We start from the raw sequence: 25,308 nt of genomic DNA on the forward strand, positions 1-25,308 counted from the left end.
TAAGACCCCTTGAAGACGACGAGGTTGATAGGTTCGGGGTGGAAGCGCAGCAATGCGTGCAGCTGACGAATACTAATCGGTCGAGGGCTTATCCTATTAAGAACAAACAAACCAGCTAAGGTTCTATAACTTCATTCGCATCCGGTTTTCAGGGTGTAACCCCCTGTAGTAAGTTTCGATGGTAACAAGCATCGAAAGCGTTTGGTGATGATGGCGGAGGGGATCCACGCGTTCCCATCTCGAACACGACCGTTAAGCCCTCCAGCGCCGATGGTACTTGGACCGCAGGGTCCTGGGAGAGTAGGACGTTGCCAAGCTAATAAAGCCCGTTAAGCATATTGCTTAACGGGCTTTTTGCATGCCATAACGCTGTATTCCCTTAATTGGTGCAAACTCCATAGGGCAAGCTGCCAATACGAAGACCATACTAAGCAGACCAAGGTACAAGGGAGGTCATCCATATGGTCACGCGAACAAAATTATGGCCATTGTTGGTCGTCATGCTATGCGTAACGCTGACAGCTTGCGGTCAGGGGGAAGCTGGGACAGAATCCAGAGGTGAGCAATACTCAGGTCAAGCAACCACACAATTAGAGGAAAGCGGTTATCGGAATCCAGTCATAACCGCCCAGCCCAGGCAATTGGGAAAGATCAATTCAGAGCCGAGAATATGGTCACTGAACCAAGGAGCAGAGCATAATCAAGGGACCGTATATCGTCAGCAGAATACTCGGCCGACAAAGACACCGCCAGATACAGAAGCAGTACAGCAAGGAGACAAGCCCCTGCCTCGTACAGATATTAAAGGTATCTACGTATCCCATTCTATAGCAGGCAGTCCACGACATCTGAACCGGCTCGTCCAACTGGTTGACAACACCGATCTGAATGCAATGGTAATCGATGTGAAGGATGATTATGGGCGTATGACTTATGATTCCTCTATAGAGACCGTAGATGCAGTAGGAGCCGATAAGCAGGCTTCCGTTAAAGATATCCGTGAACTGATTCATTCATTGAAGGAAAAGGATATTTATTTAATCGGACGGATTGTAACCTTTAAGGATCCCCTGCTGGCAGAGAAGCGGAAAGATTGGGCTATACATCGTAAAGACGGAACTGTATGGCGTGACCGGAAAGGCATTTCATGGGTGGATCCACACAGGCTTGAAGTGCAGGACTACAACATAGCTATTGCTCAAGAAGCGGCAGAGCTGGGTTTTGATGAAATCCAGTTTGATTATGTGCGTTTCCCGGATAACGGGGCGGAGATGGATAAGGTAGTGCGGTATGCGAATGTTAACCAGCAGAGTAAATCCGCTGCAATCCAATCATTTTTGCATGATGCAACACAGGCGCTGCATGCTGCCGGATCAGTCATATCGGCGGATGTGTTTGGATTGGTTACTTCCTCGAAGGATGATATGGGGATTGGACAGACCTGGAGAGGGGTAGCAAGTGAGGTGGACGTCATCTCGCCCATGACCTATCCTTCTCATTACTCAGCTGGTATATATGGCTCAGCTCATCCTGATCTGGAGCCGGGGAAAATACTCCGCTATGCGATGAGGGATGCACGCCGGCGAAATGAGGTTTTGACCAAGGAAGGTGTGCAAGCGGCGCATATAAGACCCTGGTTGCAGTCTTTCACGGCGAAGTGGGTACATCCGCATCAGAAGTATGGTCCCGACGAAATCAGGGAGCAAATCCGTGCAGCACGGGCCGAGAGGGTCAATCAGTATCTGCTGTGGAGTGCAAGCTGCAGGTATCCTTATCGGCAGGAATCCACTAATTGAGTCCAGCAGTTAACATTCTTGACAGTGCAAAACCCCTCTGATAATATTGCAATAATATACGCGAGAGGAACGTAAAACCGTGACGGATTTTGCCGCTGTTTTGCTTCGCAATAAGATAAGGGAGGAACAAACCTGTGTGGGAAAATAAATTCGCCAAGGAAGGTCTGACGTTTGACGATGTGCTGCTCGTCCCGCGGAAGTCGGAAACATTGCCTCGTGAGGTCGATGTATCGGTGCAGCTCAGCCCGTCGGTCAAACTCAACATTCCGCTCATTAGTGCGGGGATGGATACGGTAACCGAAGCCGCCCTGGCGATTGCCATTGCGCGCGAAGGCGGTATTGGAATCATTCATAAGAATATGTCCGTTGCTCAGCAAGCGGAGGAAGTGGATCGAGTAAAGCGCTCGGAGAGCGGCGTTATTACGAATCCATTCTCGCTAACGCCTGAGCATCATGTTTATGATGCGGAAGAATTGATGGGCAAATACCGGATCTCCGGTGTACCGATTGTTAATGATGAACAGAAGCTGGTCGGCATCCTGACTAACCGCGACCTTCGTTTTGTTCATGATTATTCCATGAAGATCAAAGAAGTGATGACCCATGAGGATCTCGTGACGGCTCCGGTCGGAACGACGCTGGCGGAAGCGGAAGTGCTGCTTCAAAAGCACAAGATTGAGAAGCTGCCGCTCGTCGATGAGTCGAACACGCTTAAGGGTCTGATCACCATTAAGGATATTGAGAAGGCCATTCAGTTCCCGTCTGCTGCCAAGGACAAGCATGGCAGATTGCTGTGCGGTGCGGCAATCGGCATCTCCAAGGATACATTCGAGCGTGCTGAAGCACTGATCAACGCTCATGTGGATGTCCTGGTTGTCGACTCTGCCCATGGCCATCATATCAACATTATCGAGACGGTGCGCAAGCTGCGTGAGAAGTATCCGGAAATCACCATTATCGCTGGTAACGTAGCAACTGGTGAAGCAACACGTGATTTGATAGAAGCTGGCGCATCTGTAGTCAAGGTTGGTATCGGTCCTGGCTCCATTTGTACCACTCGTGTTATCGCTGGTATTGGCGTACCACAAATTACAGCGATTTATGATTGTGCATCGGTTGCCCGTGAATACAATATACCTATTATCGCAGACGGCGGTATCAAGTATTCCGGCGATATTACCAAAGCGATCGCTTCAGGTGCGAGCTGCATTATGATCGGCAGCCTGTTCGCGGGAACGGAAGAGAGCCCGGGCGAGCAGGAGATTTATCAAGGACGCCGCTTCAAGGTCTACCGCGGTATGGGCTCGCTTGGCGCGATGAAGGAAGGCAGTAAAGACCGCTACTTCCAGGAGAATGAGAACAAGCTGGTTCCCGAAGGTATTGAAGGACGCGTTCCTTATAAAGGCCCGCTTGCTGACACGGTTCATCAGCTGATCGGCGGCCTGCGTTCCGGTATGGGCTATTGCGGGACGAAGAATATCGAAGAGCTTCGTAACGACACCTATTTTGTCCGCATTACAGGCGCCGGCCTGCGTGAGAGCCATCCGCATGATGTGCAGATCACGAAGGAAGCACCGAACTATTCCTTATAGTAACTCATCAGATGTAAGACACGTACATCCCGGTCAGGCAGGGAGCAGGTGCGGTTACGTACCGCTGCTCTCTGTCTGTCTTTTTTCATTTCATCATTCTCTTATAATTATAGCGATTATGACAGGAAGAGAAGGTTTTGCTAGTAGTAGTGCTGTGTTACAATGAAGATCGGACTAACTATGATAAAAGGGGAGAACGGGAAGTTGAAACCGAACCGCAGGCCAGTTAAGTGGAAGAAGGCCGTTTCCAGTTTTTTAGCTGTATGGATGATCGCACTGACACTCGGAGGCACAGCAGCACTGGCGGAAGGAGAGCAGGCACAGAAGGATACCACGTCACAAGCTGCATCTGCCGCTAATCTTGGTCTTAATGTTAAGGCCGCGATATTAATAGAAGCTTCTACAGGCCAGGTCCTCACAGAAGTAAAAGCGGATCAGCCTCTCCCCCCTGCCAGCATGACGAAGATGATGGTCGAGTATATCGTGCTCGACAGGATTAACAATAATAAGCTCACTTGGGATACGGAAGTAGCGACCAGCAAGGAAGCGGCTTCAACGCCGCCGGATGGCTCTCAGATCTATCTGGCTGAGGGTGACAAGCATACTGTTAAAGACCTGTACATCGCCATGGCGGTTGGTTCTGCGAATGATGCGACGATCGCCCTTGCTTCCTATATTGGAGGTTCTGAGCAGGGCTTTGTGGAGATTATGAATGAGACAGCCAAGGATTTGGGTCTGGAAACCGCACACTTCACAGGCGCCACGGGCCTGAACGAGGATACGGTTATCTCTGCTCGGGATATGGCCAAGCTGGCCCAAGTTATTGTGCAGAAGTATCCTGAGTTTCTCGACTACTCCAGCATGCCTCGTTATAAGTTCCGCGAGCGGGACACGAACGAAATGGTGAACTGGAACTGGATGCTTGGTTCCAATGCTTCGGTCACGAATTTCAGGAAGTATGCTTATGAAGGCGTAGATGGAATGAAGACCGGCTATATCAGCGCAGCAGGCTACTGCTTTACCGGAACGGCCAAACGCGGAGATCTGCGGCTGATCAGTGTCGTTATGAATACACCGAGCAAGGAAGCCCGATTCTTTGAAACCGCTAAGCTCTTTGATTATGGATTCAACAATTTCGAGAAGAAAACAATAATCGCTCCAAAGTCCGTAGTAGAATCTGTCGAGACGGTCAAAATAAAGAAAGGCAAGGACACCGAAGTTGCAGCCGTAACGGAAACGGATGTAACCCTTATGGTCAGCAAGGGCTCGGAACCGAAGGTAGAACTGGTTAAAACAGATATTCTGCCTGAGAGCGAGCTGGTTGCACCGATCGAGGCGGGCCAGAAGGTCGGAACGCTGACCTATGAGGTGACTGACAGCAATGGACAGAAGGTTGAGAAGCAGGTTAACCTTGTTGCAAGTGAAGAAGTGGAGAAGGCCAGCTGGTGGCGTCTGTTCTTCCGCGCGATTAAGGATTTCTTCGTAGGCTTGTTTAACGGTATAATGGGCTTGTTTTAAGCCGTAACGGAATAATTTTCCGCCTGGATGCTTGTCGCATGAAGCTGCTTCATGTAAAATATTTGGTTAGAACAATTCGGATCCTTTCGAACAAAATAGGAGGCTTTAACGGATATGGAAACGGGAACTTCGCGGGTTAAACGTGGCATGGCAGAAATGCAAAAAGGCGGCGTCATCATGGACGTCATGAATGCCGAGCAGGCAAAAATCGCAGAGGAAGCGGGCGCAACAGCTGTAATGGCTCTTGAGCGTGTCCCTTCTGATATTCGTGCAGCTGGCGGCGTAGCCCGTATGGCTGATCCGACGATTGTAGAAGAGGTTATGAAAGTCGTCTCCATTCCGGTTATGGCAAAAGCCCGGATCGGTCATTATGTAGAAGCGAGAGTGCTTGAATCTCTAGGCGTTGACTACATTGATGAGAGTGAAGTGCTCACGCCGGCAGATGAAGTATTCCATATTGATAAGCATGAGTTCACTGTGCCATTCGTCTGCGGCGCGAAGGACCTTGGCGAGGCTCTCCGCCGGATCCAGGAAGGCGCTTCGATGCTTCGCACGAAGGGCGAGCCGGGAACAGGCAACATCGTGGAGGCTGTGCGCCATCTGCGTCTGATCATGGGCCAGATCCGCAAGATTCAAGGCTTGTCGAAGGACGAGCTATACAATGAAGCGAAGCTGCTGGGCGTGCCTTACGAGCTTCTGCTGGACGTTCATGAGAAGGGCAAGCTGCCAGTCGTTAACTTCGCGGCGGGCGGTGTAGCTACTCCTTCTGATGCGGCTCTGATGATGCATCTTGGTGCAGACGGCGTATTTGTCGGCTCCGGTATCTTCAAATCGGACAGTCCGGAGAAGTTTGCCCGTGCGATCGTGGAAGCAACAACGCATTACCAGGATTACAAGCTGATTGCGGAAGTATCGAAGAACATTGGTACTCCAATGAAAGGTATTGAGATTTCCAAGCTTGTGGGCTCCGACCGGATGCAGGACCGCAGCTTGTAAGGCTATAGAGAAGGAAGGCGTGACCAGCATGAAAATTGGCGTGCTTGCGCTGCAGGGCGCGGTAGCAGAACATCTGCGCAGTTTAGAGCTAGCCGGTGCAGAAACGGTAGCTGTAAAGCGGGTAGAGCAGCTCGAAGAGCTTGATGGACTTGTGATACCCGGTGGTGAAAGTACAACAATCGGTAAGCTGATGCGCAAATACGGCTTCATGGAAGCTGTAAAAGAGTTCTCCGATCAGGGCAAGCCGCTGTTTGGGACTTGTGCCGGGCTGATTGTGCTGGCTGACCGTATTGATGGACAGGACGAGGCACATTTGAGCCTGATGAACATGACGGTAAGCCGGAACGCCTTCGGAAGGCAGCGGGAAAGCTTTGAAGCAGACCTGGATGTAAAAGGGATGAGCGAGCCCTTGCGGGCGGTTTTTATCCGTGCCCCGCTTATCAAAGAGGTGCGTGACGGGGTAGAGGTGCTCTCCGAGTACAAAGGGGAGATCGTAACAGCACGGCAGGGCCACCTGCTTGCCTGCTCCTTCCATCCGGAGCTGACGGATGATTACTCGCTGCATGCTTACTTCCTGGAGATGGTCCGGGAAGCGGCGGCAGCAAAGGCTTCATTTTAACAACACCCTGCAGAGAGGGGGCTATCAACATGCTGGATATCAAATTGCTGCGCAATGATTATGATAAGGTGAAGCAGGCTCTGGCAAACCGCGGCAAGTCGGAGGAGCTGATTGCGGAATTTCCGGTACTGGACGCGAGGCGCCGGGAGCTGCTGCAGGAGACCGAGCAGCTGAAGAACCGCCGCAACACGGTTTCGCAGGAGGTTGCGAAGCTTAAGAAGAGCGGCGGGGATGCGGAAGCGTTGATCGTAGAGATGCGTGAAGTCGGTGACCGGATTAAGGAATTGGATGATCAGGGCAGAGAACTTGAAGCAAAACTCGACGAACTGATGCTGGCCATTCCGAATGTGCCGCATGAGAGCGTCCCGCTCGGGGCCACAGAGGAGGATAACGTAGAGCTGCGCCGTGTTGGCGAGCCGCGTGCCTTTGATTTTGAACCCAAAGCGCATTGGGATATTGCCGATGGTCTCGGTATACTGGATTTTGAATCGGCTGCTAAGGTTACAGGCTCCCGGTTTGTATTCTACCGCGGTCTAGGTGCCCGTCTTGAGCGTGCGCTGATTAACTTCATGATGGACCTGCATAGTGACGAGCACGGCTATACAGAGCTGCTGCCGCCGCAGATCGTCAACCGGGACAGCCTGGTTGGTACAGGACAGCTTCCGAAGTTTGAAGAGGATCTCTTCAAGCTGGAAGGAACCGACTATTATCTGATTCCGACAGCTGAGGTGCCGGTTACGAATATTCACCGGGACGAGATTCTTAGTGATGAGGACCTGCCCAAGTACTACACGGCGTTCTCCGCATGCTTCCGTTCCGAAGCGGGTGCAGCCGGCCGTGATACACGCGGCCTGATCCGCCAGCATCAATTCAACAAGGTTGAGCTGGTCAAATACGTGAAGCCCGAAGAGTCCTATAATGAGCTGGAAAGCTTGACAGCTAATGCGGAGAAGGTACTGCAGCTGCTTGACCTGCCATACCGCGTTCTGGCCTTGTGCACAGGCGATATGGGCTTTGGCTCGGCGAAGACGTACGATCTGGAGGTATGGCTGCCGAGCGGAGGTACCTACCGTGAGATCTCCTCCTGTACGAACTTCGAGGACTTTCAGGCAAGACGGGCTAATATCCGGTTCCGGAGAGATCCGAAGAGCAAGCCGGAATTTGTGCATACGCTGAACGGGTCTGGTCTTGCGCTCGGACGTACCGTTGCTGCGATCATTGAGAATTGCCAGCAGGAAGACGGATCCATACGGATTCCAGATGCGCTGGTCCCTTATATGGGCGGCAAGACGGTCATATCTAAGCTCTAAGTCAATATTTAAACTGCTGTAAGGCAAATATTACTTGTGCCACAGGCTAATTTAAGGTTGCGAATCTTTTTAGGCCTGTGGTACAATATCTTTTGTCACCATTCATGGAGAGATACCGAAGTGGTCATAACGGGGCGGTCTTGAAAACCGTTAGGGTGCAAGCCCACGTGGGTTCGAATCCCACTCTCTCCGCCATACATAATCCATTAACGTCTGATCGAACCCAGTGGTCATTCAGCTCGAATGAGCTTGAAGCCAGGGAGAGATCGGGCGTTTTTTACTATCTCCAAAGCCGCATAAATCGCCTTCGTTCTCCGCATGTTATGAATGGATGGAGGTGCTTAACTAATGGCTAACAAAGATGAGCTGAGGATCAGTCAAGGACGTTTAGAAGACGCCTGGCGGCGCACGCTCCCGATTGTGATGAACAAGACGGACCAGTCCCAGGTTATGTCTGACGGAGCAGATGATAAGGCACTTAGGATTCATATCAAGACGGCTGGTCACCAGATGTATGCCTTTGATTTCAAGGTAACCTATGAAGACAGCCGTGAAATTCGTGTAGAGCTTGTGGATGTGGAACGTGACGGCAAGACCATTGATGAGCGTCCGGATACCGTGCAGCAGTTAATTGAGGATTACACTAGACACCTGCATGAATGCGCTCAGCAGCTCCATGATTTAACCAAGGCCTAGGACTGCTTAACAGTTGCCATACACGAAAGCAATATGCTTGCATGAAAGGTGGCGTAATTCATGAGCAAGGCCAAAAAAGGACTTGATAAGAATTTAAGCAATGTGGTAGAGGACTTAAATGTAACAGCTGTGAATGCCCATAATGCCCAGCAGCTTCAGCAGGATGTGAATGACCGACGTCATCAGGATGCCCTGAATCATGATGATCCAACTGACCTTAACTCGGCAGACCTTACTAACAAGAGGGGGTAACCAGCGATGAGCAAACCTGATACTTATCCCGTAGCAGCGGCCCAGCGGTCGGAAGAACGCCGCTATAAGAATAAGAATAAAGGTGGTCAGATGGAGCCTATGTCCGGTTCCAAACGGGTGAAGCAGGAGAATCATTCGCGCCATAATAACGGTGAAGGTTAATTACCGCGAAAATCCGGTCCTGACAAAAATATAACGCAAACTTTAGCGAAACTTTACTACCCGTTCCCTCCCTCATGAGTTAAAATAGAGTATGTTGTTTGTGTGACATTCATATGGGAGGGAATAAAGTTTTGAAGATGAAACAATGGATGAAGAGTTTACTGTTGATGGGTACCGTTCTGGTCATTCTGGCAGGCTGCAGCAAGCCAGAGGCGCCGAAGGAAGCGATACAGTCTTCGATGACAAAAGCAATGGACATGAATTCGTACACGTTTGCGGCTTCTATGGGAATTAATGAACTGGAGCTTCCAGAATCGATTACCGGTGCGCAGGATCAAGCGATTCTTGATATGATCAAGAATGCATCCCTTAACGTTACAGGAGTTTACCAAGCTGATCCTATGCAGATGGAGTTTACAATGGATGTAGAGCTTAAAGGCGACATGTCCATGAAGATTTCCGTTCCGGTTGTTATGACACAAGATAAGATTTGGGTTAAGATTCCGAATATCCCTGGCTTCCCTCTTGGAGAGCTTGCAGGTCAGTTCGTGGAAATGGACATGAAAGAACTTGCGGCTGAGTCCGGTGTTGAAATGCCAACTATGGATATTGACAAGCAGCGTAAGATGGGCCAGGACATGGCTAATGTATTCTTCAAGCACTTTGAGGAAGACAAGTATTTCACTGAGCTGAAGAAAGAAGACGTTGCAGGCCTTCCAGAAGATATTAAGGCCGATCAAATCGTGAAGTTCTATGTTACCCAAGAGACTTTCGAGCCTATGGTAATGACGGTTGTTGACAAAGTAGCTCCTGAAATCATCGAGCTGCTGCTGAACAATGAAGAATATCGCAACATGCTGCAGGTGACGAAGGAAGATCTGGAAGCTGCGAATCAAGAGCTGAAAGAAGGCGACCGCAGTGAGCTGCGTGAAGCGCTTGATGAGTTCAAGAAGGACGTTACCGTTAATGAAATCAGCTTGACCACTGTACTTGAGAAAGAACTGCCGGTTTACCAAACTGCTAACCTGAACTTCGGTGTTACGCAAGAGGGTGAATCCATGAAGATCGGCATGAACATGAATGTACGTTATGATAACATTAACGAGAAGGTTGAGTTCAAGATCGGTATCCCTACTGATGCCCTCACAGTTGATGAAGTAGAAGAAATGTTCATGACAAGCTACTAAGCAATAGCACTTATACGAATAAAGCAGCCCCTGACAGGGCTGCTTTTTATTTTGGTGTAATGGGTGAGCAGGATTGACGAATAATAAGGGTAGACCCGGCTACTATAGGCTCTCTGGTTATTGTACCGTTCTCGATGGTCTGAATGAGGGTGGTGGTCAGCTGCTGAAGCATAGCAGGGAAATCAACCTTGATCGTTGTCAAGGCCGGCTGATGCATGCTGCTGAGTGCATGATCGTCGAATCCGATAATAGACAGATCACCTGGAACCTGTAAGCCGCGTTCTTTCATGGCTCGAATAGCGCCGAAAGCGATACTGTCATTAGCTGCAACGATAGCCGTTGGAAGCTCACTCTGCTCCAGGAGTCTTGTCATGGCTTGATACCCACTCTCCTTGTGGAAGTCCCCAGGTATTGCCCACTGTTCTCTGACAGCCAGTCCACGCTGCTTCATGGCATGCTGGAACCCCTCATACTTGGTTCTGCCCGATAGCCGCTTCATATCGCCGTTCAGGATGCCTATAGAGGTATGGTGGAGGTCCGCCAAATAGTTAACGGCGAGCTCCATGCCCGTCTGATTATCGTAATTAGCGGTGATGCGGTTGGGTTCATCATGACCAGGGAGTTCTTGGTCCACTACGGCTGCAACGAACCCTTCAGCAATCAAATCTTCAATGAGTGGTTCATGGTTGGCCGCACCAATGAAGACACCGCCATCAATTCTCCGCTGATAGAAGATTTCTTTTACACTTCTGCATGTATCAGAATCGGAGGGATTCCGGATAATGTTCGTTAATACGTAATAGCCAAGGGCTGAGGCATGCTCGATAACGTTGACGATGAGCATATTCGTCAGCATGTCGCTGGAGACATGACCGGCATCGATCAGGAAGAGGCCAATCGTCCGGGTCTTCTTGCCTGCAAGCACTTGGGCGGACAGGTTGGGATAGTAGTTATACGCCTCAATAACCCGCATGACCTTCTCACGGGTTGCCGGAGGTACATTCGTATAATTATTGATTACACGGCTTACAGTGCTTCGTGAGACGCCTGCCAGGCGGGCAATTTCAATACTGTTAATTTCCGTTTTCTTCAAGAGCTTCCTACCCCTCATTTCCCCAGAAATGTACCCAATAACCTGATACTATCAAAAGGTCTGATCGACCGTCAATGCGTACGGAATATGGGGTGGATTCTAGCTAAGTATAATAATAACCGTGATGGTCAGGATAAAGGATGCAATGATAAGCCAGCTGACTGGTCTTGCAAAATTAATGGTCCAGCCCACTCCAACACGCTTCTCCACAATGAGGGCTGGATCAGCCGGGTTGTAATAGAGCATGCCGCCCTTCCAGTGATGGTCTTGTCCATCTGCTCCTTCCTTGCCTCGTTTGCGCTGAATTCGAAACCCAGCTGCTCCTATTACAGCTACCGTGAGCAGCGGGAATAACACGGCCAGGCTTCCGGCAAGCTTCATGTTGCCGCCGTACAGCGTCATAGCCTGGAGCAATGCAAAGTAGACAACTAGTAGAAAACCGAGCGAGATCATGAGAAGGGACATGCTGCGCCGATAGCGGATCTCCTGTTTCCTTGATTCTGCAGGAGCAGAAGGGTCCAGCTTTTGCCGTAATGAGCGAATTGTATAATTAAGGAAAATAAAGACCCCGATAACAGCGAGCTGTACATAATTAAGAAGGAGAACACGGTGTACTGTTTTCTCGGCCGAATGCAGGACTTCACCTTCTATGCTGTACCGCATGCCAATCTCATCCGGGATACGGTCGTATAAAGCCAGGGCAGCCCCTGCACCCAGCAGCGTAACGAGCAGATGCGGAAGAAACCAATAGTTAGAGTATACGATCGAAGAGCTGCGGAACTTAAGGTCGGCGGCTGCCTTTTTCGGCATGGGTGGTGTAGTGCTCCAGCCTTGCTGGCGCTTATAATCAGATACCTGACCGTGAAAGACAATGAAGATGATGCTTGCAATCAGAATATAGCCAATGACGCTTGTGACAATTAACAGCTCACTTATTCCGTTATCAACAGGCAGCTCTTCAAGCAGGCCTGCCAGGGATAGAGCAATAATAAGAATGGCCCATAGGATACCAGCGACGATGACTGACCATATGTAACGGAGCCTAAATCCGTGCATCGCTTGATGATCAGCGTGTTTATCAGGAATGGATATCCCAAATATAATGTTCCTTGGCGAGAAGAAGGGCAGTGTAACGAAGACGATTATCATGATGGCATACAATAGGCTGAAGCTAATCCAGGATCCGGCTGCGGTCATGGTGTGGTTCCCCCTTTGTTGTGGTGGATACTTGAGTATGCAGCCCGGCACGCAGCTATAAAAGCGTCCTCATTCATTCCGCGGCAGATCGCCTCGGCAGCCAAGGGCCGGACCTCAGCCATAAGCTTGTGCTTGAAGGGAGTGTCAGCTTGCGGCATGCTGTGGGGCTGTATCAAAGCCCCCTTCTGCCTGTGAATCTGCAGGAAGCCCTCTTGTTTAAGATGCGTGTATGCCTTGTTGACAGTGTGAAGGTTAATGCCGAGATCCGCGGCTAGACTGCGAACGGAAGGCAGCTGTTCTCCAGGGTTCAACAGCCCAGTGGCAATTCCTTCAATAATCTGATTGACCAGCTGCCTATAGATGGGGATATCCGATTCCAGATCAAGCTGTATAATCAAGTGCTCACCACCTTTAACTATAATATGTATATGTTATATATGTAGCATAACAGTAGGGTGAACGTATGTAAAGTTTCCAAAAAGGTCAATAATAAAAAAAGCGGCCCCTAAGGGCCGCCTGGTCTAGCTATTAGTTGATGAAGTCTGCGTTGTCAAGGAAACGGATAACCATGGTAGCTGCTTCAGCACGGGAAGCTTGAGCCTTACCATTGATCTTCGTAGAAGTTTGACCTAATACGATACCGGACTTAACAGCGGCAGCTACTTCTTCTTTAGCCCAGCCCAGAGTAGCAGCATCTGTGTAACCAGCCAGAGCAGCGTTTACTTCTGCTGTGGACAGGTTAGCACCTTTGCCTGCATATTCCAGAGCGCGAACTACAATCGCAGCAACTTCCTGGCGAGTGATGTTAGCGTTAGGCTTGAATGTGCCATTCGTGTAACCATTGATCAGACCAGCTTCCGCAGCTGCAGCTACAGTACCAGCGTACCAGCTGTTGCTGGAGACGTCGGAGAAGCTGTAAGTGGAGCTTGTTACAGAAGTGTCAAGACCAAGGGAGCGTGCAACCATTGCTGCGAACTCAGCACGAGTAACATTACGCTTAGGCTGGAACAGATTCTTGCCAGTACCTTCAACAACCAGCTTGCTTGCAAGCTTCTCTACGTCTGCTTTAGCCCAGTGGTTCGTCAGATCCGTGAAGGATTTAGGACCTACTTGGATAACAGTGTAGATGGAATTGCTCTTACGCTTCAGCGTTGCAGTTGTTTTACCGTCAGCTGTTGCGAAAGTAGCAGGTACGAAGCTTACGCCTGCACCTTCTTTGTAAACAACACCAGTAACAGTGTTCAGGTTCGTTACTGTTTCGTTAAGTGGAAGACCACGTTCAACGAAAACTGGGAAGTTGTTGATTGCTACTTCCTTCGTGCCGCTCACAGCTTTCACAGTGAAGTCAACGATAGGAGCAACAACTTTACCGCCAGCAGCGTAAACTGCAGTCGTTACACCAGCAGCAGCTGCGCCTTCCAGCTCAGCGATGCTAACTACGATCTCAAGATCAGCAACGTTAACGCCCAGTTGTTGAGCGAGCTTTGCGATTTCAAGAGCAGCGATTGGCAGCTTGTAGGAAACGCCGCTTTCCGTAACGATCGTAATCGACTCGCCTTCAGACAGAGCAGAAGCCGGGATGATTACTTCTTTACCGGAAATCTTGATTGTTACGTTCTTGTTCGCTTTCAGAGCGTCAGCAAGAGCTTGAGCATTTACGCGACCGTTAAGATCAGGAGTCAGTTCGCCGTTGTTAGCGACTGGTCCTACGAACGGAGGAATGTAACCACCGCCACCAGATACTGGGCCAGAGTAGGCGCTGATCGGACCAGACGCATTGTAAGTAGCATACGTCACACCACCTACGGTGGAGTAAGTAGCATAACTAACCGACAGCGGGAAAGTGTACGTGGAACCCGTGACCGTAGTAGCATTGAAATTGACTTCGTAATAGTAATACGAGTCACCATCAACCGGCTTATACGTTGAGTATGTAGCGTAGGTTGTAGTGATCGGGCTACTCCAGTCATTGGAGTTATACACTTGTAAAGCGATACCACGATTAGTAAGAATACCTTTTTCCTTCAGGAGATCGTAGGTTGCTTCGTCAATGTATACACGTCCAGTAACAGTGTTATCCGAATTGTGCTGAAGATTGCTGAAGCCATTAGCATAAGCAAGAGCAGGAAGCAAAAGCGAGAACGTAAGCAGGAATGCAAGCAGACCAGCTGTTTTTTGTTTGAACATTGGTTTCAATTGTTTCACCTCATAAGTTTTATTAAGCTTATTCAACTTGTTTTCACCTCCTTTCAAGTAAACATGACTTTAGTCGGAAATTATCAGCGTACGCTCCATTATATTACACGCACAAATAATTTAAAAGGTAGATTAGAGGTTAATAGCATGGTAAATCTTCGCTGAAATCCTTAGGGTTGAAGTTCTCGAATCAGTTGCTCCTCATTAGGATCTACGACGATTAGACGCTGGTATTGTTCTTCGTCCCACCGGCCCAATGCTTGCAGTGTGGCAATATAAAACCGAAGGTTTATTCTCCAATGATCGACTGCCGGATTGATATTAGGATCCTCAGGCCGCTCTGAATCCCGGTGAATTTCGAACATCGACAGCGCCTTCTCGTATTCGCCACGGTGATAATAGATCTGGCCGATTGCCTGAGCCATTCCGATTGTCGTGCTAAAGCTGCGGCCTTGCAGCTGCCCCTCAGGGAGGTTCTCCAGCTCCTTTTGCCGCTCCAGAACTTCATTGTAGATTTCTAACGCACGATTCCATTTCGCTTCCGAAGCTGCTGGGGCGGTCTGCCGCTCCAGCTTCCCGATTTCGACATATTCTATAATCGCAAGCTCATAACTCTTGATATCCCATTGGAACTTCGCGAGATTGTCCTCTAGATAGGACGGCACCCGGGCGAGTTCGCCGCGGTCCTTCATGTTTCTATATTCTGCTAATATTATTAGACGGTTGTAAGGGTCATAAAGTTGCGCTCGCTCGAGCGACTTTTTTGCATCTTCCAGAAACTTGGGGTCTCCAGTGCTGTGATACACCTGAGACATGAGCTCTGCACGGGTCAAGTTAAAGGCCGGGTTCTTCGGTGAGAGCTCGTTGATATTGTCCAGATAAGGGCTTATCTCCTCAAATGTAGCCTGTTTTTCCCTTAATAAATAGGCCATATGCTCAAAATTTCGATTCGCTTCATATTCCCGCTGAGCAGAGAAGATGGCCGCAATAGCTCCTATGCATAATAAAGCCGGATAAACGTACCGGCTGGCCTCCTGCTTCTTGTGCAGCCAGCTGGCTTTGAAGCTGTGCTCATAAGGAGCCACCATGGCACCCAGTGACAAAAATACGATCGCAGCGATATACATGTAGTTCATATCAAAGTCAATAACGCTGTGAGTAAGCAGTGATGCAGCAATAACATAAAAATACAGCTGACGTTCCTTATTCTCCGGCTGTCTCTGCAGCCTGATAAACCAGTATAGCGTAATGGAGAAGATCGCGAGAAGAACGATTAGTCCGAACCAGCCTATTTCAACCAAGGTTTGAAACAGGTAGCTGTGCGCCTGTTCACTGCTGTAAGGATTGTTCTGGTACATCTGATAGAGAGCTTTCCAGGCACCGCCCCCCGCGCCAATGACCGGGTAATCCTGTGAAATCTCTAGGGCATCGGAGTAAAAGGTTTGCCGCTCCAGCACACTGTGCTGCTGAAAGTTTATGCTTGCCAGCCGCTCAGAGATGCTGTCCGGTAGTATGCCCTTAAATCCGTTAGTCGCCAGAAGCAGCACAAAGCCCAGGATCCCTGCACCAAGAATGGCTGCCGGTACAAAGATGGCTGAGCCTTTACGGCCCTGCAAACGCTGCGTTTTGCCGGTTATCCAGGAACTCAGCTTGCTCTGCAAGAGAACACTCAGGACAGCAGTAACAACAGATGCGCCGATTAACAGGAGCCAGCTTTCAAGCGGCAGTCCGTTCCATGCGGATATAACAGTAGCCGGCTTGCTTGCATTGGGCTGAACCATCTGAGCGATCTGTTCAGTATTCTGAGTGATTTTACCCAGAATAGCGATAGATAAAACACCTGAAATTGCCAGATGCCCCAGCAACAAAAGCTGCCTGGCCATCGTCAAAAATGGAAGGATCAGCAGTACTGCGATCGGCAGCATAACAATGCCGCCGCGCGAGTAGGTCAATATAAAAGAAATAATAATGGGTACAAGCATAAGAGCGTGGAGCCCCTGCCAGTGCCATGTTCTCGAGCGAATCACAAAGTAGGCACAGCCAAGCAGCGCAGCGATCAGGAAGCCCACATAACTGTTCGAGTACTGAAACACCGATGCAAGGCGGTAGCCGTTATGTGCAAGCCAGAGGGCCTCTGGAAAGTAAACCTGACCAAACAGGTTCAGGATGCCAAAGATAACGATCATATAGGCAGCGGTTTGAATGGTAGCCTCAAGAATTGAACTGCTGAGCTTGTCTTTGGCCAGGTAAAGCCCCACAATATAGAACGTAGCGAGCATGAATGTCAGGAGCACCATCAGGCCGGCATTATATTTTGACACAGCTTGCTGGGCGGATATCCAATAGCATAAGGGCATTGCCATGATCATGACAGCAAGCCAGGATCGCAGACTCGTCGGGCGCCAATGCCAGAACAGCAGAATACCCATCATCAGCAGCAGGACATAGGCGAAGATGGATGCCTCATAAAGACTGGCCTCAAAGCTTAAGTCGAAACCGTTGAACAATCCTACATGAAAGGGAAAAATAAACAGGAACACTATGACGCCAAAAAGCGCCGCCCATTGCAGCAGAGAAAAGTCATTTGAGGTCGAACTTTTAGGTTTTGCACCGTTATTAGAACGTGCCATTACAGAATGCTCCTTTTTTTGGGGAATGCTTCATATCATCAAACAAGTTATAATTCTACCAGATGAAGAACTCTTGGTACAGCGCAGCATTTGAATTTACTTTTTTTAATATAATTGGAGTTTATAAGAGGTGTTACGACAGGTTATGCCTTTAAGGAATTCTTGATGTGCATTGTTCCCAGTTGTTTGGTAAGATGGAGGATGTTAGTTGAGATGAAACTATACATACTCCCGGTATTAGAAACATCTTGGAATTGAATAATGTTTTATTGTCTAGATGGTGGCAATGATTTGCTAGAGGTCGACGAGCGTGATAGTTTCTCGTATACTGAATTCGTTATGTAAGACGACCTAATAAGAATTGCGGTTGGTGGTGGTAGCGATAAAGTCTTTAGTTTTTCGTCTGTTATTTAAGTTTGGAAAATACGCCAAGCCAATAGTGACTAAGGTACTTCCGTTTGAGGCAAGGCAAAAGCTGAAAAAAAGAATACTGAAATCTGCATTTCCTATAAAAGGACAAGATGATAAGAAAGAACTGTTATCTTCAGCCAAAGGTATAAATCTAATCGGTTATGCACGAGCAGAAATGGGAATTGGGGAGTCCTGTCGCATAGCAGCAAAAAGTGCAAATGCTGCAAGTGTGCCGTTTGGAATCATAAATTTTACAGGGACAAACAGTGCTAGGAAGATGGATACCACGTGGTCTCACAAAGAGATAAATTCAGCGGTGTATGATATTAACGTCTTCCATATTAATGCGGAGCAAATGACGGAGATTTATGCGAATTACGGTAATTCTTTGTTCCTTAACAGGTATAATATCGGTTACTGGCATTGGGAGTTGCCCGATTTCCCTGATGAATGGTTAGATAGCTTTAGTCTTGTGGATGAGATTTGGGTACCGTCAACCTTTGTTGCTGACTCAATAGCTCTTAAAAGTCCGGTGCCAGTGGTGAAAATACCACACTCTATTGAAGTTCAGATTGAGCAGTCGAGGAATAGAGAACATTATGGACTTCCTATGGACTCTTTTTTGTTTCTGACCATGTATGATATTAAAAGCTATCAAGAACGGAAAAATCCTAAGGCTTCAATTAAGGCTTTTAAAAAGGCTTTCAAACCAGACAATAAGGAAGTTGGCCTTGTGATTAAGGTGAATAGCTATAACAGTGATTTAACGGAACTTAACGTGTTGTATGAGTTAATTGGAGAATACCAAAACATTTACATGGTCAAGGACACTTTATCAAGAAACGATGTTAATGCCTTAATCTCCAATATTGACTGTTATGTCTCTCTCCATAGAAGCGAGGGCTTTGGATTAGGATTAGCAGAGGCTATGTATTTGGGCAAACCGGTTATTGGAACCAACTGGTCCTCTAATACCGATTTCATGAATAATGATAATTCTTGTCCAGTACGGTTTGACCTTGTACAGGTTGGCCAAGACCATGGACCATATAAAGCTTATCAATATTGGGCTGACCCTGATCTTGATCATGCAAGCGAGTATATGGAAAAGCTTGTTTATGACGTGGAGTACTACAATCGTATAGCAAGCAAGGGAGAAGAGGATATAAAAGAGCATTTCTCACCGAAGAGTGTGGGAGCTTTGATTCAAAAAAGACTTGATTACATCTATATGTGGAAATTCGGAGGAACAAAATGACTATTACGTGTGTAATTATGGCCGGCGGTAAAGGGGAGCGTTTCTGGCCGAAAAGTCGGACAAACCTGCCTAAGCAGTTCTTGAATATATCGGGAAACAAGTCGATGATTCAACAATCAATAACCAGACTTGAGAAAATCGTTGACATAAGCCAGATATTTATTGTTACAAATGAGTTATATGCGGAGCTTCTTAAAGCCCAAATTCCTCATTTGCCGACCAGTAATATCATCATTGAGCCAGTTGGGCGGAATACAGCTCCTTGTGTGGGATTGGCGTCCGTCATCATTGAGGAAAAGTTCCCGGATAGCACAATGGTTGTTATTCCGTCAGACCATATCATTGAAAACGACGAAGGTTTTATAAAAATTATTAATACTGCTGTCGAAGTTGCCCAGGATAATTCAAACCTAGTGACACTTGGCATAAAGCCTACTTACCCGGAAACGGGTTATGGTTACATTGAAAGCACTAACGAAACTAAACAGTTAAATGATCTACAAGTTCATAAAGTGAACAAGTTTGTAGAAAAGCCAGATGCGGCTACAGCCCAATCTTATCTTGAGTCAGGCAACTTTTACTGGAACAGCGGGATATTTATCTGGAGGAACAGTGTAATCCGCAATTATATTAAAGAGCTTATGCCTCAAATGCATGATCTTCTTGAAACAATGAAGACAGCTTTTGGAACTCCACAGCGTGACGAAGTAATAAGGACAGAGTTTGCTAAGATGCCTGACCAATCCATAGATTATGGAATTATGGAAAAGGTCAACAACATATATGTGATTCCCTGTGTGTTTGGTTGGGATGATGTGGGGAGTTGGACGGCCCTTGAGCGAATTAATGAACTGGATGAGGATGGTAACGTAATTCGCGGTAACATCTTGAATTTAGATACCAAGCGGTGCATTATTGAAAGCAATGGGAAATTAATTGCAACGTTGGGAATTGAGGACTTGATTGTGGTGGATACTGAGGATGTGACTCTGATCTGTACCAAGGATAAAGCACAAGAAGTGAAGCTGCTTCTTAAAGAGCTCAGAATGCAAAAGAGAGAAGAGTATTTATAACGGTTTTAAGGGTTTTTATATAGATACATTGCATAATAAAGGAGATCGTTTAAACATGGCTAAAAAGGCACTCATTACAGGTATCACTGGACAAGATGGATCGTACTTGGCAGAACTTCTGCTGGAGAAGGGTTATAAAGTTTATGGTCTTCGCAGAAGAACCAGCACCCCTATTATGGTAAATATCGAGCACATTAAGGATGAAATTGAATTTATAGATGGTGACCTGTTGGATCAAGGCTCGCTCGTTCAAGCAATGAAACAATCTAATCCTGATGAGGTGTATAACCTTGCTGCACAATCTTTTGTAGCGACTTCTTGGGCACAACCTGGTATCACTGGACAAGCTACGGGAGTTGGTGTTACCAATATGCTGGAGGCAGTTCGCTACATCAAGCCAGAGGCAAGGTTTTATCAAGCTTCAAGCAGTGAGATGTTCGGTAAGGTTGTTGAAACGCCACAAAAAGAGACGACGCCTTTCTACCCGCGCAGTCCATACGGTGTCGCTAAAGTCTACGGTCATTGGATTACAGTAAACTATCGTGAAAGCTTTGATATGTACGCATGTTCCGGTATATTATTTAACCACGAATCACCACGCAGAGGCGTAGAGTTTGTTACCCGGAAAGTAACAGACGCAGTAGCAAGAATTAAGCTGGGAATGCAAAAAGAGCTTCGCATGGGTAATCTGGATGCCAAGCGTGACTGGGGCTTTGCGGGTGACTATGTCAAAGCTATGTGGCTGATGCTTCAGCAGGATCAACCAGACGACTATGTTATCTCTACAGGCGAAACTCATACGGTGGAAGAACTGGTGCAAATCGCCTTTGATCATGTAGGACTCAACTGGCGAGATTACGTTGTGATTGATCCGAAGTTCGTGAGACCGGCAGAGGTTGATCTGCTTCTCGGTGATTGTACGAAAGCGAAAGAGAAATTGGGTTGGGAATTGGAAGTTGGATTCGAACAATTGGTAAAAATGATGGTGGATAGTGATTTGAAAAGACTTCAATAATTGAGATGGGTGATGCAAATTGAAAAGGGCCTTAATTACTGGTGTCACTGGATTTGCAGGTCGATATCTCGCAAAGAATTTACTGGATCATGGATATGAAGTTTGGGGTGGAGCCAGAAATGGCTCCATTAACTCCGTTAATGGAGTAAAACTCATAGAATTAAATTATACTTCCTATCAAGAAATTCAAAATAAAATGAACGATCTTGAACCCGATGTAGTTTTCCACTTATCGGGCCAAAGCTCAGTTAGAAGGTCTTGGGATATAGTTGAGGAAACTTTTGATGCGAACCTGATGGCCTCAATTAATCTTTTAGATGGCATTAGACATTCTAACATTAAAGAGCATGTTACCTTACTTACAATTGGGTCTTCTGAAGAGTATGGTCCAAGTGCAAAGTCTCCAATTACAGAGGATAGCGTGGCAGCACCCGCAAATCCATACGGTCTTTCCAAATACGCACTTGGCAATCTCTCTATGATGTACAATAAAGTGTACAATATGAAGACGATACACGTCCGTTCCTTTAACCATATCGGACCCGGCCAATCGGAAGGATTTGTGACGAGTGACTTTGCTAAGCAGGTTACCGATATTGCTAAAGGACTATTGGAGCCCATAATGTATGTTGGAGATTTAAGCAGCAGACGAGATTTTACAGACGTGCGAGATATAGTAGAAGCCTATCGTCTTCTCTATGAGCGAGGAGAGGCAGGTCAGATTTATAACGTATGCTCAAGCAATAATGTGGCAGTCAAAGACATATTAGATACACTTGTATCTTTTGCAGAAGTGCAAATTGATATGAAGACAGACCCAGCAAAACTTAGACCTAATAATGTGCTGGAGTATTATGGTTCAAACGGGAAAATTACAGAGGTGACTGGCTGGAAGCCTCAAATTCCTTTAGAACAAAGTCTTCATGATATCTACAAGGATTGGTTGAAGGGAAGTTAGATCACTTAATATTAGGTGGCTCAGTAAATGGTAAATACATTTAAAGAAGTAAAAGCTTATCGGCAGATGTTAATTAGTACAATTAGAAAAGAACTAAGGTCCCGTTACAAGGGATCTTTTCTTGGATTTCTCTGGACATTTGTTAACCCTGTTTTACAACTTACAATTTACTCAATTGTGTTTCCGCTGCTTTTGAGAAATAACCAGGAAAATTATCCGATGTTTCTATTTGTCGCATTGTTACCGTGGATTTACTTTACTACCTCGGTTCAAATTTCGACAACTAGTATAGTAGGCAATGCTAATCTTGTGAAGAAAATTTACTTCCCAAGAATTATACTTCCCTTATCTGTAATCGGCACTAACTTAATGAACTATATATTTGGCTTAATAATCGTGTTTCCCGCACTTTTAATCACAGGGGTTTCACTAACGTGGCATGTTTTATGGCTGCCTCTTGTGCTTTTGGTTGAAACTATATTTATTCTGAGTATTTCTCTTATTTTTTCTGCCTTGTATGTGCGCTTTCGTGATCTTGAGCATATCGTAAGTATTCTTGTGATGGTGTGGTTCTATTTAACACCAATTGTGTTCCCTATTGATATTTTTCCTGCAAAAGTTGAAGAGGCTATGCATTATAATCCGATGGTACCAATTATAAATTCATTCCGCGACGTTCTGTTATATGGGAGGGCACCGGAGTGGTCATCCTTACTTTACTCAGCTGCTGTGGGAATCGTTTTAATCATTGTTGGGCTTATCACATTTAAGCGATGCGAAAAGTCCTTCGCGGAGGAGTTGTAATGGAAGAGTCAATAGCAATTTCAGTGAGGAATGTAAGTAAATCATTTAAGATATATCGCGATAAGCCGTTAACGCTAAAGGAAAAAATCCTTAAGTTAAGAAGTAATGATTACAGTAAATTTCAGGCAGTCAACAATGTTAGTCTTGATATAAAAAAGGGTGAAACAGTTGCCCTGATTGGACATAATGGCTGCGGTAAAAGTACCCTGCTAAAACTGATAACCAAGATTCTATATCCTGACAATGGGCAGATTGAAGTTGACGGGAGAGTGTCGAGCCTGATTGAACTAGGGGCTGGCTTTCACCCGGATTTTACAGGCAGAGAAAATATATACACCAATGCTTCAATCTTTGGATTATCCAAAAAAGAGATTGATGAAAAACTAGATGAAATCATTAGATTTTCTGAACTAGGGCACTTCATAGATAATCCGGTACGTACTTATTCCTCGGGGATGTATATGCGACTGGCATTCTCCGTTGCTATTAATGTTGATCCGGAAGTGCTCCTAATTGATGAGATTTTATCGGTTGGTGACGAGAACTTTCAAAAAAAATGTTTTGAGAAAATAGAAAGTTTCAAGTATGGCGGAGCTACTATTGTAATTGTGACACATGACCTGGGTACGGTAGAGAAAATCTGCGATCGTGTCGTGTGGCTTGATGGTGGAACAATTGTGGAGCAAGGTGAACCTGACCGAGTAGTTAACTTGTACAAGCAACATATGAATGTGAAATATGTTGAGAACAAGCAGCAGGAGTATGCGAGCTCAGAGACAGCTGAACAGGACGTAGCTTTAACAGATACAAATGGTGGAAGTGAAGAGGGCGCAACCGAACTACCTTTCGGTGAAGACATACGCTGGGGAACCAAGGAAGTCGAAATAACTGAAGCTAGAATTGTCAACAAAGCGGGACAAGTTACTAATGCGCTCATTGCGGGTGAACCATTCTCAATTGAAATAGATTATAAAGTGAATGATTCACAGCCTGAGTATATCTTTGGAATGGGCTTTTATACAATGGATAATGTGCTTATATACGGAAATAATACAGAGATAGATAAAATAAAAATTAAAGAGTTGAGCAGGACTGGCACTGTTACGTTTAGTTCAAAAGAATGCAGCTTGCTATCCGGTAAATACAAACTAAATGTAGCGGTTGTCGATAAGCATCATAGAGCCTTAGACTTTATAAAATACTATATGGACTTTTCGGTTGTATCAAGTGATAAATCTGTCGGCGTTACCTCTGTGCCACATAGTTGGGTAATTTCTAAACCAACAAGTTAAAGGTGGATCAATTATGAATGTAAATATGGAAGATAACCGAGATAAAGCACAAGACATCAGGATTGCTGAATTAAAAACTTATATTGAAAAGATGCTCGAGACCTATCATCTTGTAATACCAGGCGATGAAGCAGAACGGAATTTTGTTGAACAAAAAGTTCTAAAAATTCTCAGGGGCCATATTGATTCAGTCTTGACTCAGCAGTCAGGTTTCAACTCCGCTGTTACACCAGCAATAGGGAAAATAACAGAGCTATTAAATATAATCGTTAATAAAACACATGAATTGTCAGCCGAACTCGCTACTTTAAATGGGAATCATACCGATTTTGTATTAAAACAAGAATCAATAGAGCAGCAGCTTGCTGGAGTACGTGAAGAGATCCTCAAAGATTTAGATATAATTAAGGATAAGCATTCTGAGCAAAATTCTGCTCAACATTCCGTTCAGCAACAACTTGCCCATGAGCACCAAGTTATACTTAGAGAACTAGATGATCTAAAAGGTAAGCTAGGGCACTTAGAACAACTCGGGGTCATGGACAATTCCGGCTCTAATTTCTATATGAACTCTTACTCACAGGCTGGGGAAGACACTATTCTTGACTATATAATCCGAGTAAATAGGATTCCTTATCATGAAGTCAGCTATATTGACTTGGGAGCTAACCATGCGAAGAATTTGAGTAACACCTATCACTTTTATGCTAAGGGTGGAAAGGGAGTTATTGTTGAAGCTAATCCTGACCTAATCCCTGACTTAACCTTCTATAGAAACAGAGATATTGTACTAAATAATTGTGTCGACGTCGTGGAAGGTAAAAGTATTGACTTTTACATTATGAATGTTGATGGGTTAAGTACTACCAGTTATGAGAATGCCTTAGAAATGATTGAAATCAATCCAGAGTTGAAAGTGATTGATAAGAAGACAATTACAACGGTGAGTTACAACTATATAGTAGACCATTACCTGGGCAGAGTTCCGACCATATTATCTGTCGATTTAGAAGGCAAAGACATGGAGGTCTTACAATCAATCGACTATGAGAGCAAGAGACCTTTTTTAATTATTGTTGAAGTTATTGATTATGACACTAAGTTGGCTTACTCTACTAAAAATACAGAAGTCAAAGCTTTTATGGAGAGTCAAGGCTATGATGAATATGCCTTTACTGGTATTAACTCGATCTTTATTGATACTATCAAGCTCAATGAACTAACTGAAAATAAGTGATCGAAGAAGGGGGAAG

Annotated in this window: 22 protein-coding genes, 1 tRNA gene and 2 rRNA genes; 20 read left to right on the forward strand and 5 right to left on the reverse strand. The window is 46.3% G+C overall.

What is annotated here, in order from left to right; all coding sequences use genetic code 11:
• The 13 genes from DNH61_RS07555 to DNH61_RS07615 form a co-directional block, all read left to right on the forward strand.
• Positions 1–96, forward strand: a 23S ribosomal RNA gene (locus DNH61_RS07555); the annotation flags it as partial.
• Positions 97–200: 104 nt separating this feature from the next.
• Positions 201–317: ribosomal RNA gene (rrf, locus tag DNH61_RS07560) — 5S ribosomal RNA — on the forward strand.
• Between the two features lie 492 nt (positions 318–809).
• Positions 810–1,796, forward strand: a complete 987-nt coding sequence (locus DNH61_RS07565; RefSeq protein ID WP_245948030.1) for a putative glycoside hydrolase — start codon at positions 810–812, stop codon at positions 1,794–1,796.
• A gap of 134 nt (positions 1,797–1,930) precedes the next feature.
• Positions 1,931–3,388, forward strand: a complete 1,458-nt coding sequence (guaB, locus tag DNH61_RS07570) for an IMP dehydrogenase (RefSeq protein WP_111146059.1) — start codon at positions 1,931–1,933, stop codon at positions 3,386–3,388.
• A gap of 204 nt (positions 3,389–3,592) precedes the next feature.
• Positions 3,593–4,906, forward strand: coding sequence for a D-alanyl-D-alanine carboxypeptidase family protein (locus tag DNH61_RS07575; protein WP_245948010.1), 1,314 nt, complete (start codon positions 3,593–3,595; stop codon positions 4,904–4,906).
• A gap of 114 nt (positions 4,907–5,020) precedes the next feature.
• Complete coding sequence (pdxS, locus tag DNH61_RS07580) at positions 5,021–5,902, forward strand: pyridoxal 5'-phosphate synthase lyase subunit PdxS (protein WP_111146060.1); 882 nt, start codon at positions 5,021–5,023, stop codon at positions 5,900–5,902.
• Between the two features lie 28 nt (positions 5,903–5,930).
• Positions 5,931–6,521, forward strand: a complete 591-nt coding sequence (gene pdxT / locus DNH61_RS07585; protein ID WP_111146061.1) for a pyridoxal 5'-phosphate synthase glutaminase subunit PdxT — start codon at positions 5,931–5,933, stop codon at positions 6,519–6,521.
• A gap of 29 nt (positions 6,522–6,550) precedes the next feature.
• Positions 6,551–7,831 carry a serine--tRNA ligase gene (serS, locus tag DNH61_RS07590; RefSeq protein ID WP_111146062.1) on the forward strand — a complete coding sequence of 427 codons (1,281 nt, stop codon included), beginning with the start codon at positions 6,551–6,553 and terminating at the stop codon, positions 7,829–7,831.
• A gap of 106 nt (positions 7,832–7,937) precedes the next feature.
• Positions 7,938–8,026: transfer RNA gene (locus DNH61_RS07595), tRNA-Ser, on the forward strand.
• Positions 8,027–8,179: 153 nt separating this feature from the next.
• Complete coding sequence (locus DNH61_RS07600; RefSeq protein ID WP_111146063.1) at positions 8,180–8,527, forward strand: hypothetical protein; 348 nt, start codon at positions 8,180–8,182, stop codon at positions 8,525–8,527.
• A 60-nt stretch (positions 8,528–8,587) separates the two neighbouring features.
• Positions 8,588–8,779 carry a hypothetical protein gene (locus tag DNH61_RS07605; RefSeq protein ID WP_111146064.1) on the forward strand — a complete coding sequence of 64 codons (192 nt, stop codon included), beginning with the start codon at positions 8,588–8,590 and terminating at the stop codon, positions 8,777–8,779.
• A 6-nt stretch (positions 8,780–8,785) separates the two neighbouring features.
• On the forward strand, positions 8,786–8,941 hold the full coding sequence (locus DNH61_RS07610; protein WP_111146065.1) for a small acid-soluble spore protein P: 156 nt from the start codon (positions 8,786–8,788) through the stop codon (positions 8,939–8,941).
• Positions 8,942–9,078: 137 nt separating this feature from the next.
• Positions 9,079–10,128: a DUF6612 family protein gene (locus DNH61_RS07615; RefSeq protein ID WP_342771379.1), complete on the forward strand. Its 1,050-nt coding sequence runs from the start codon at positions 9,079–9,081 to the stop codon at positions 10,126–10,128.
• Between the two features lie 46 nt (positions 10,129–10,174).
• Here DNH61_RS07615 and DNH61_RS07620 read toward each other — a convergent pair whose 3' ends face one another.
• From DNH61_RS07620 to DNH61_RS07640, 5 genes are all read right to left on the reverse strand, one after another.
• Positions 10,175–11,221 (reverse strand): LacI family DNA-binding transcriptional regulator, encoded by a 1,047-nt coding sequence (locus DNH61_RS07620; RefSeq protein ID WP_111146067.1) that lies wholly within the window; start codon positions 11,219–11,221, stop codon positions 10,175–10,177.
• Between the two features lie 99 nt (positions 11,222–11,320).
• On the reverse strand, positions 11,321–12,418 hold the full coding sequence (locus DNH61_RS07625; RefSeq protein ID WP_111146068.1) for a DUF1648 domain-containing protein: 1,098 nt from the start codon (positions 12,416–12,418) through the stop codon (positions 11,321–11,323).
• The gene (locus tag DNH61_RS07630) at positions 12,415–12,816 is read right to left on the reverse strand and encodes a GntR family transcriptional regulator (RefSeq protein ID WP_111146069.1); all 402 of its coding nucleotides are present in this window, start codon (positions 12,814–12,816) and stop codon (positions 12,415–12,417) included. Before DNH61_RS07630 ends, DNH61_RS07625 begins: the two co-directional genes overlap by 4 nt.
• 130 nt (positions 12,817–12,946) lie before the next feature.
• Positions 12,947–14,650, reverse strand: a complete 1,704-nt coding sequence (locus DNH61_RS07635) for an S-layer homology domain-containing protein (protein ID WP_111146070.1) — start codon at positions 14,648–14,650, stop codon at positions 12,947–12,949.
• 134 nt (positions 14,651–14,784) lie between these two features.
• On the reverse strand, positions 14,785–17,244 hold the full coding sequence (locus DNH61_RS07640; protein ID WP_111146071.1) for an O-antigen ligase family protein: 2,460 nt from the start codon (positions 17,242–17,244) through the stop codon (positions 14,785–14,787).
• 370 nt (positions 17,245–17,614) lie between these two features.
• Between DNH61_RS07640 and DNH61_RS07645 the strand changes: the two genes are divergently transcribed.
• The 7 genes from DNH61_RS07645 to DNH61_RS07675 are packed head-to-tail and all read left to right on the forward strand — an operon-like array spanning position 17,615 to position 25,292.
• Positions 17,615–18,913, forward strand: coding sequence for a glycosyltransferase family 4 protein (locus DNH61_RS07645; RefSeq protein ID WP_111146171.1), 1,299 nt, complete (start codon positions 17,615–17,617; stop codon positions 18,911–18,913).
• The gene (locus tag DNH61_RS07650) at positions 18,910–19,986 is read left to right on the forward strand and encodes a mannose-1-phosphate guanylyltransferase (protein ID WP_111146072.1); all 1,077 of its coding nucleotides are present in this window, start codon (positions 18,910–18,912) and stop codon (positions 19,984–19,986) included. Before DNH61_RS07645 ends, DNH61_RS07650 begins: the two co-directional genes overlap by 4 nt.
• Before the next feature lie 55 nt (positions 19,987–20,041).
• On the forward strand, positions 20,042–21,001 hold the full coding sequence (gene gmd, locus DNH61_RS07655; protein ID WP_111146073.1) for a GDP-mannose 4,6-dehydratase: 960 nt from the start codon (positions 20,042–20,044) through the stop codon (positions 20,999–21,001).
• Positions 21,002–21,020: 19 nt separating this feature from the next.
• A complete protein-coding gene (locus DNH61_RS07660; protein WP_111146074.1) occupies positions 21,021–21,959 on the forward strand; it encodes a GDP-mannose 4,6-dehydratase in 939 nt (312 codons plus the stop codon).
• A 27-nt stretch (positions 21,960–21,986) separates the two neighbouring features.
• On the forward strand, positions 21,987–22,763 hold the full coding sequence (locus tag DNH61_RS07665; RefSeq protein WP_111146075.1) for an ABC transporter permease: 777 nt from the start codon (positions 21,987–21,989) through the stop codon (positions 22,761–22,763).
• On the forward strand, positions 22,763–24,055 hold the full coding sequence (locus DNH61_RS07670) for an ABC transporter ATP-binding protein (RefSeq protein ID WP_111146076.1): 1,293 nt from the start codon (positions 22,763–22,765) through the stop codon (positions 24,053–24,055). Before DNH61_RS07665 ends, DNH61_RS07670 begins: the two co-directional genes overlap by 1 nt.
• Before the next feature lie 13 nt (positions 24,056–24,068).
• Complete coding sequence (locus DNH61_RS07675) at positions 24,069–25,292, forward strand: FkbM family methyltransferase (RefSeq protein ID WP_111146077.1); 1,224 nt, start codon at positions 24,069–24,071, stop codon at positions 25,290–25,292.
• Positions 25,293–25,308 lie beyond the last annotated feature (16 nt).

The organism is Paenibacillus sambharensis (assembly GCF_003233845.1).
In the GTDB taxonomy this organism is placed as follows: Bacteria; Bacillota; Bacilli; order Paenibacillales; family Paenibacillaceae; genus Paenibacillus_I; species Paenibacillus_I sambharensis.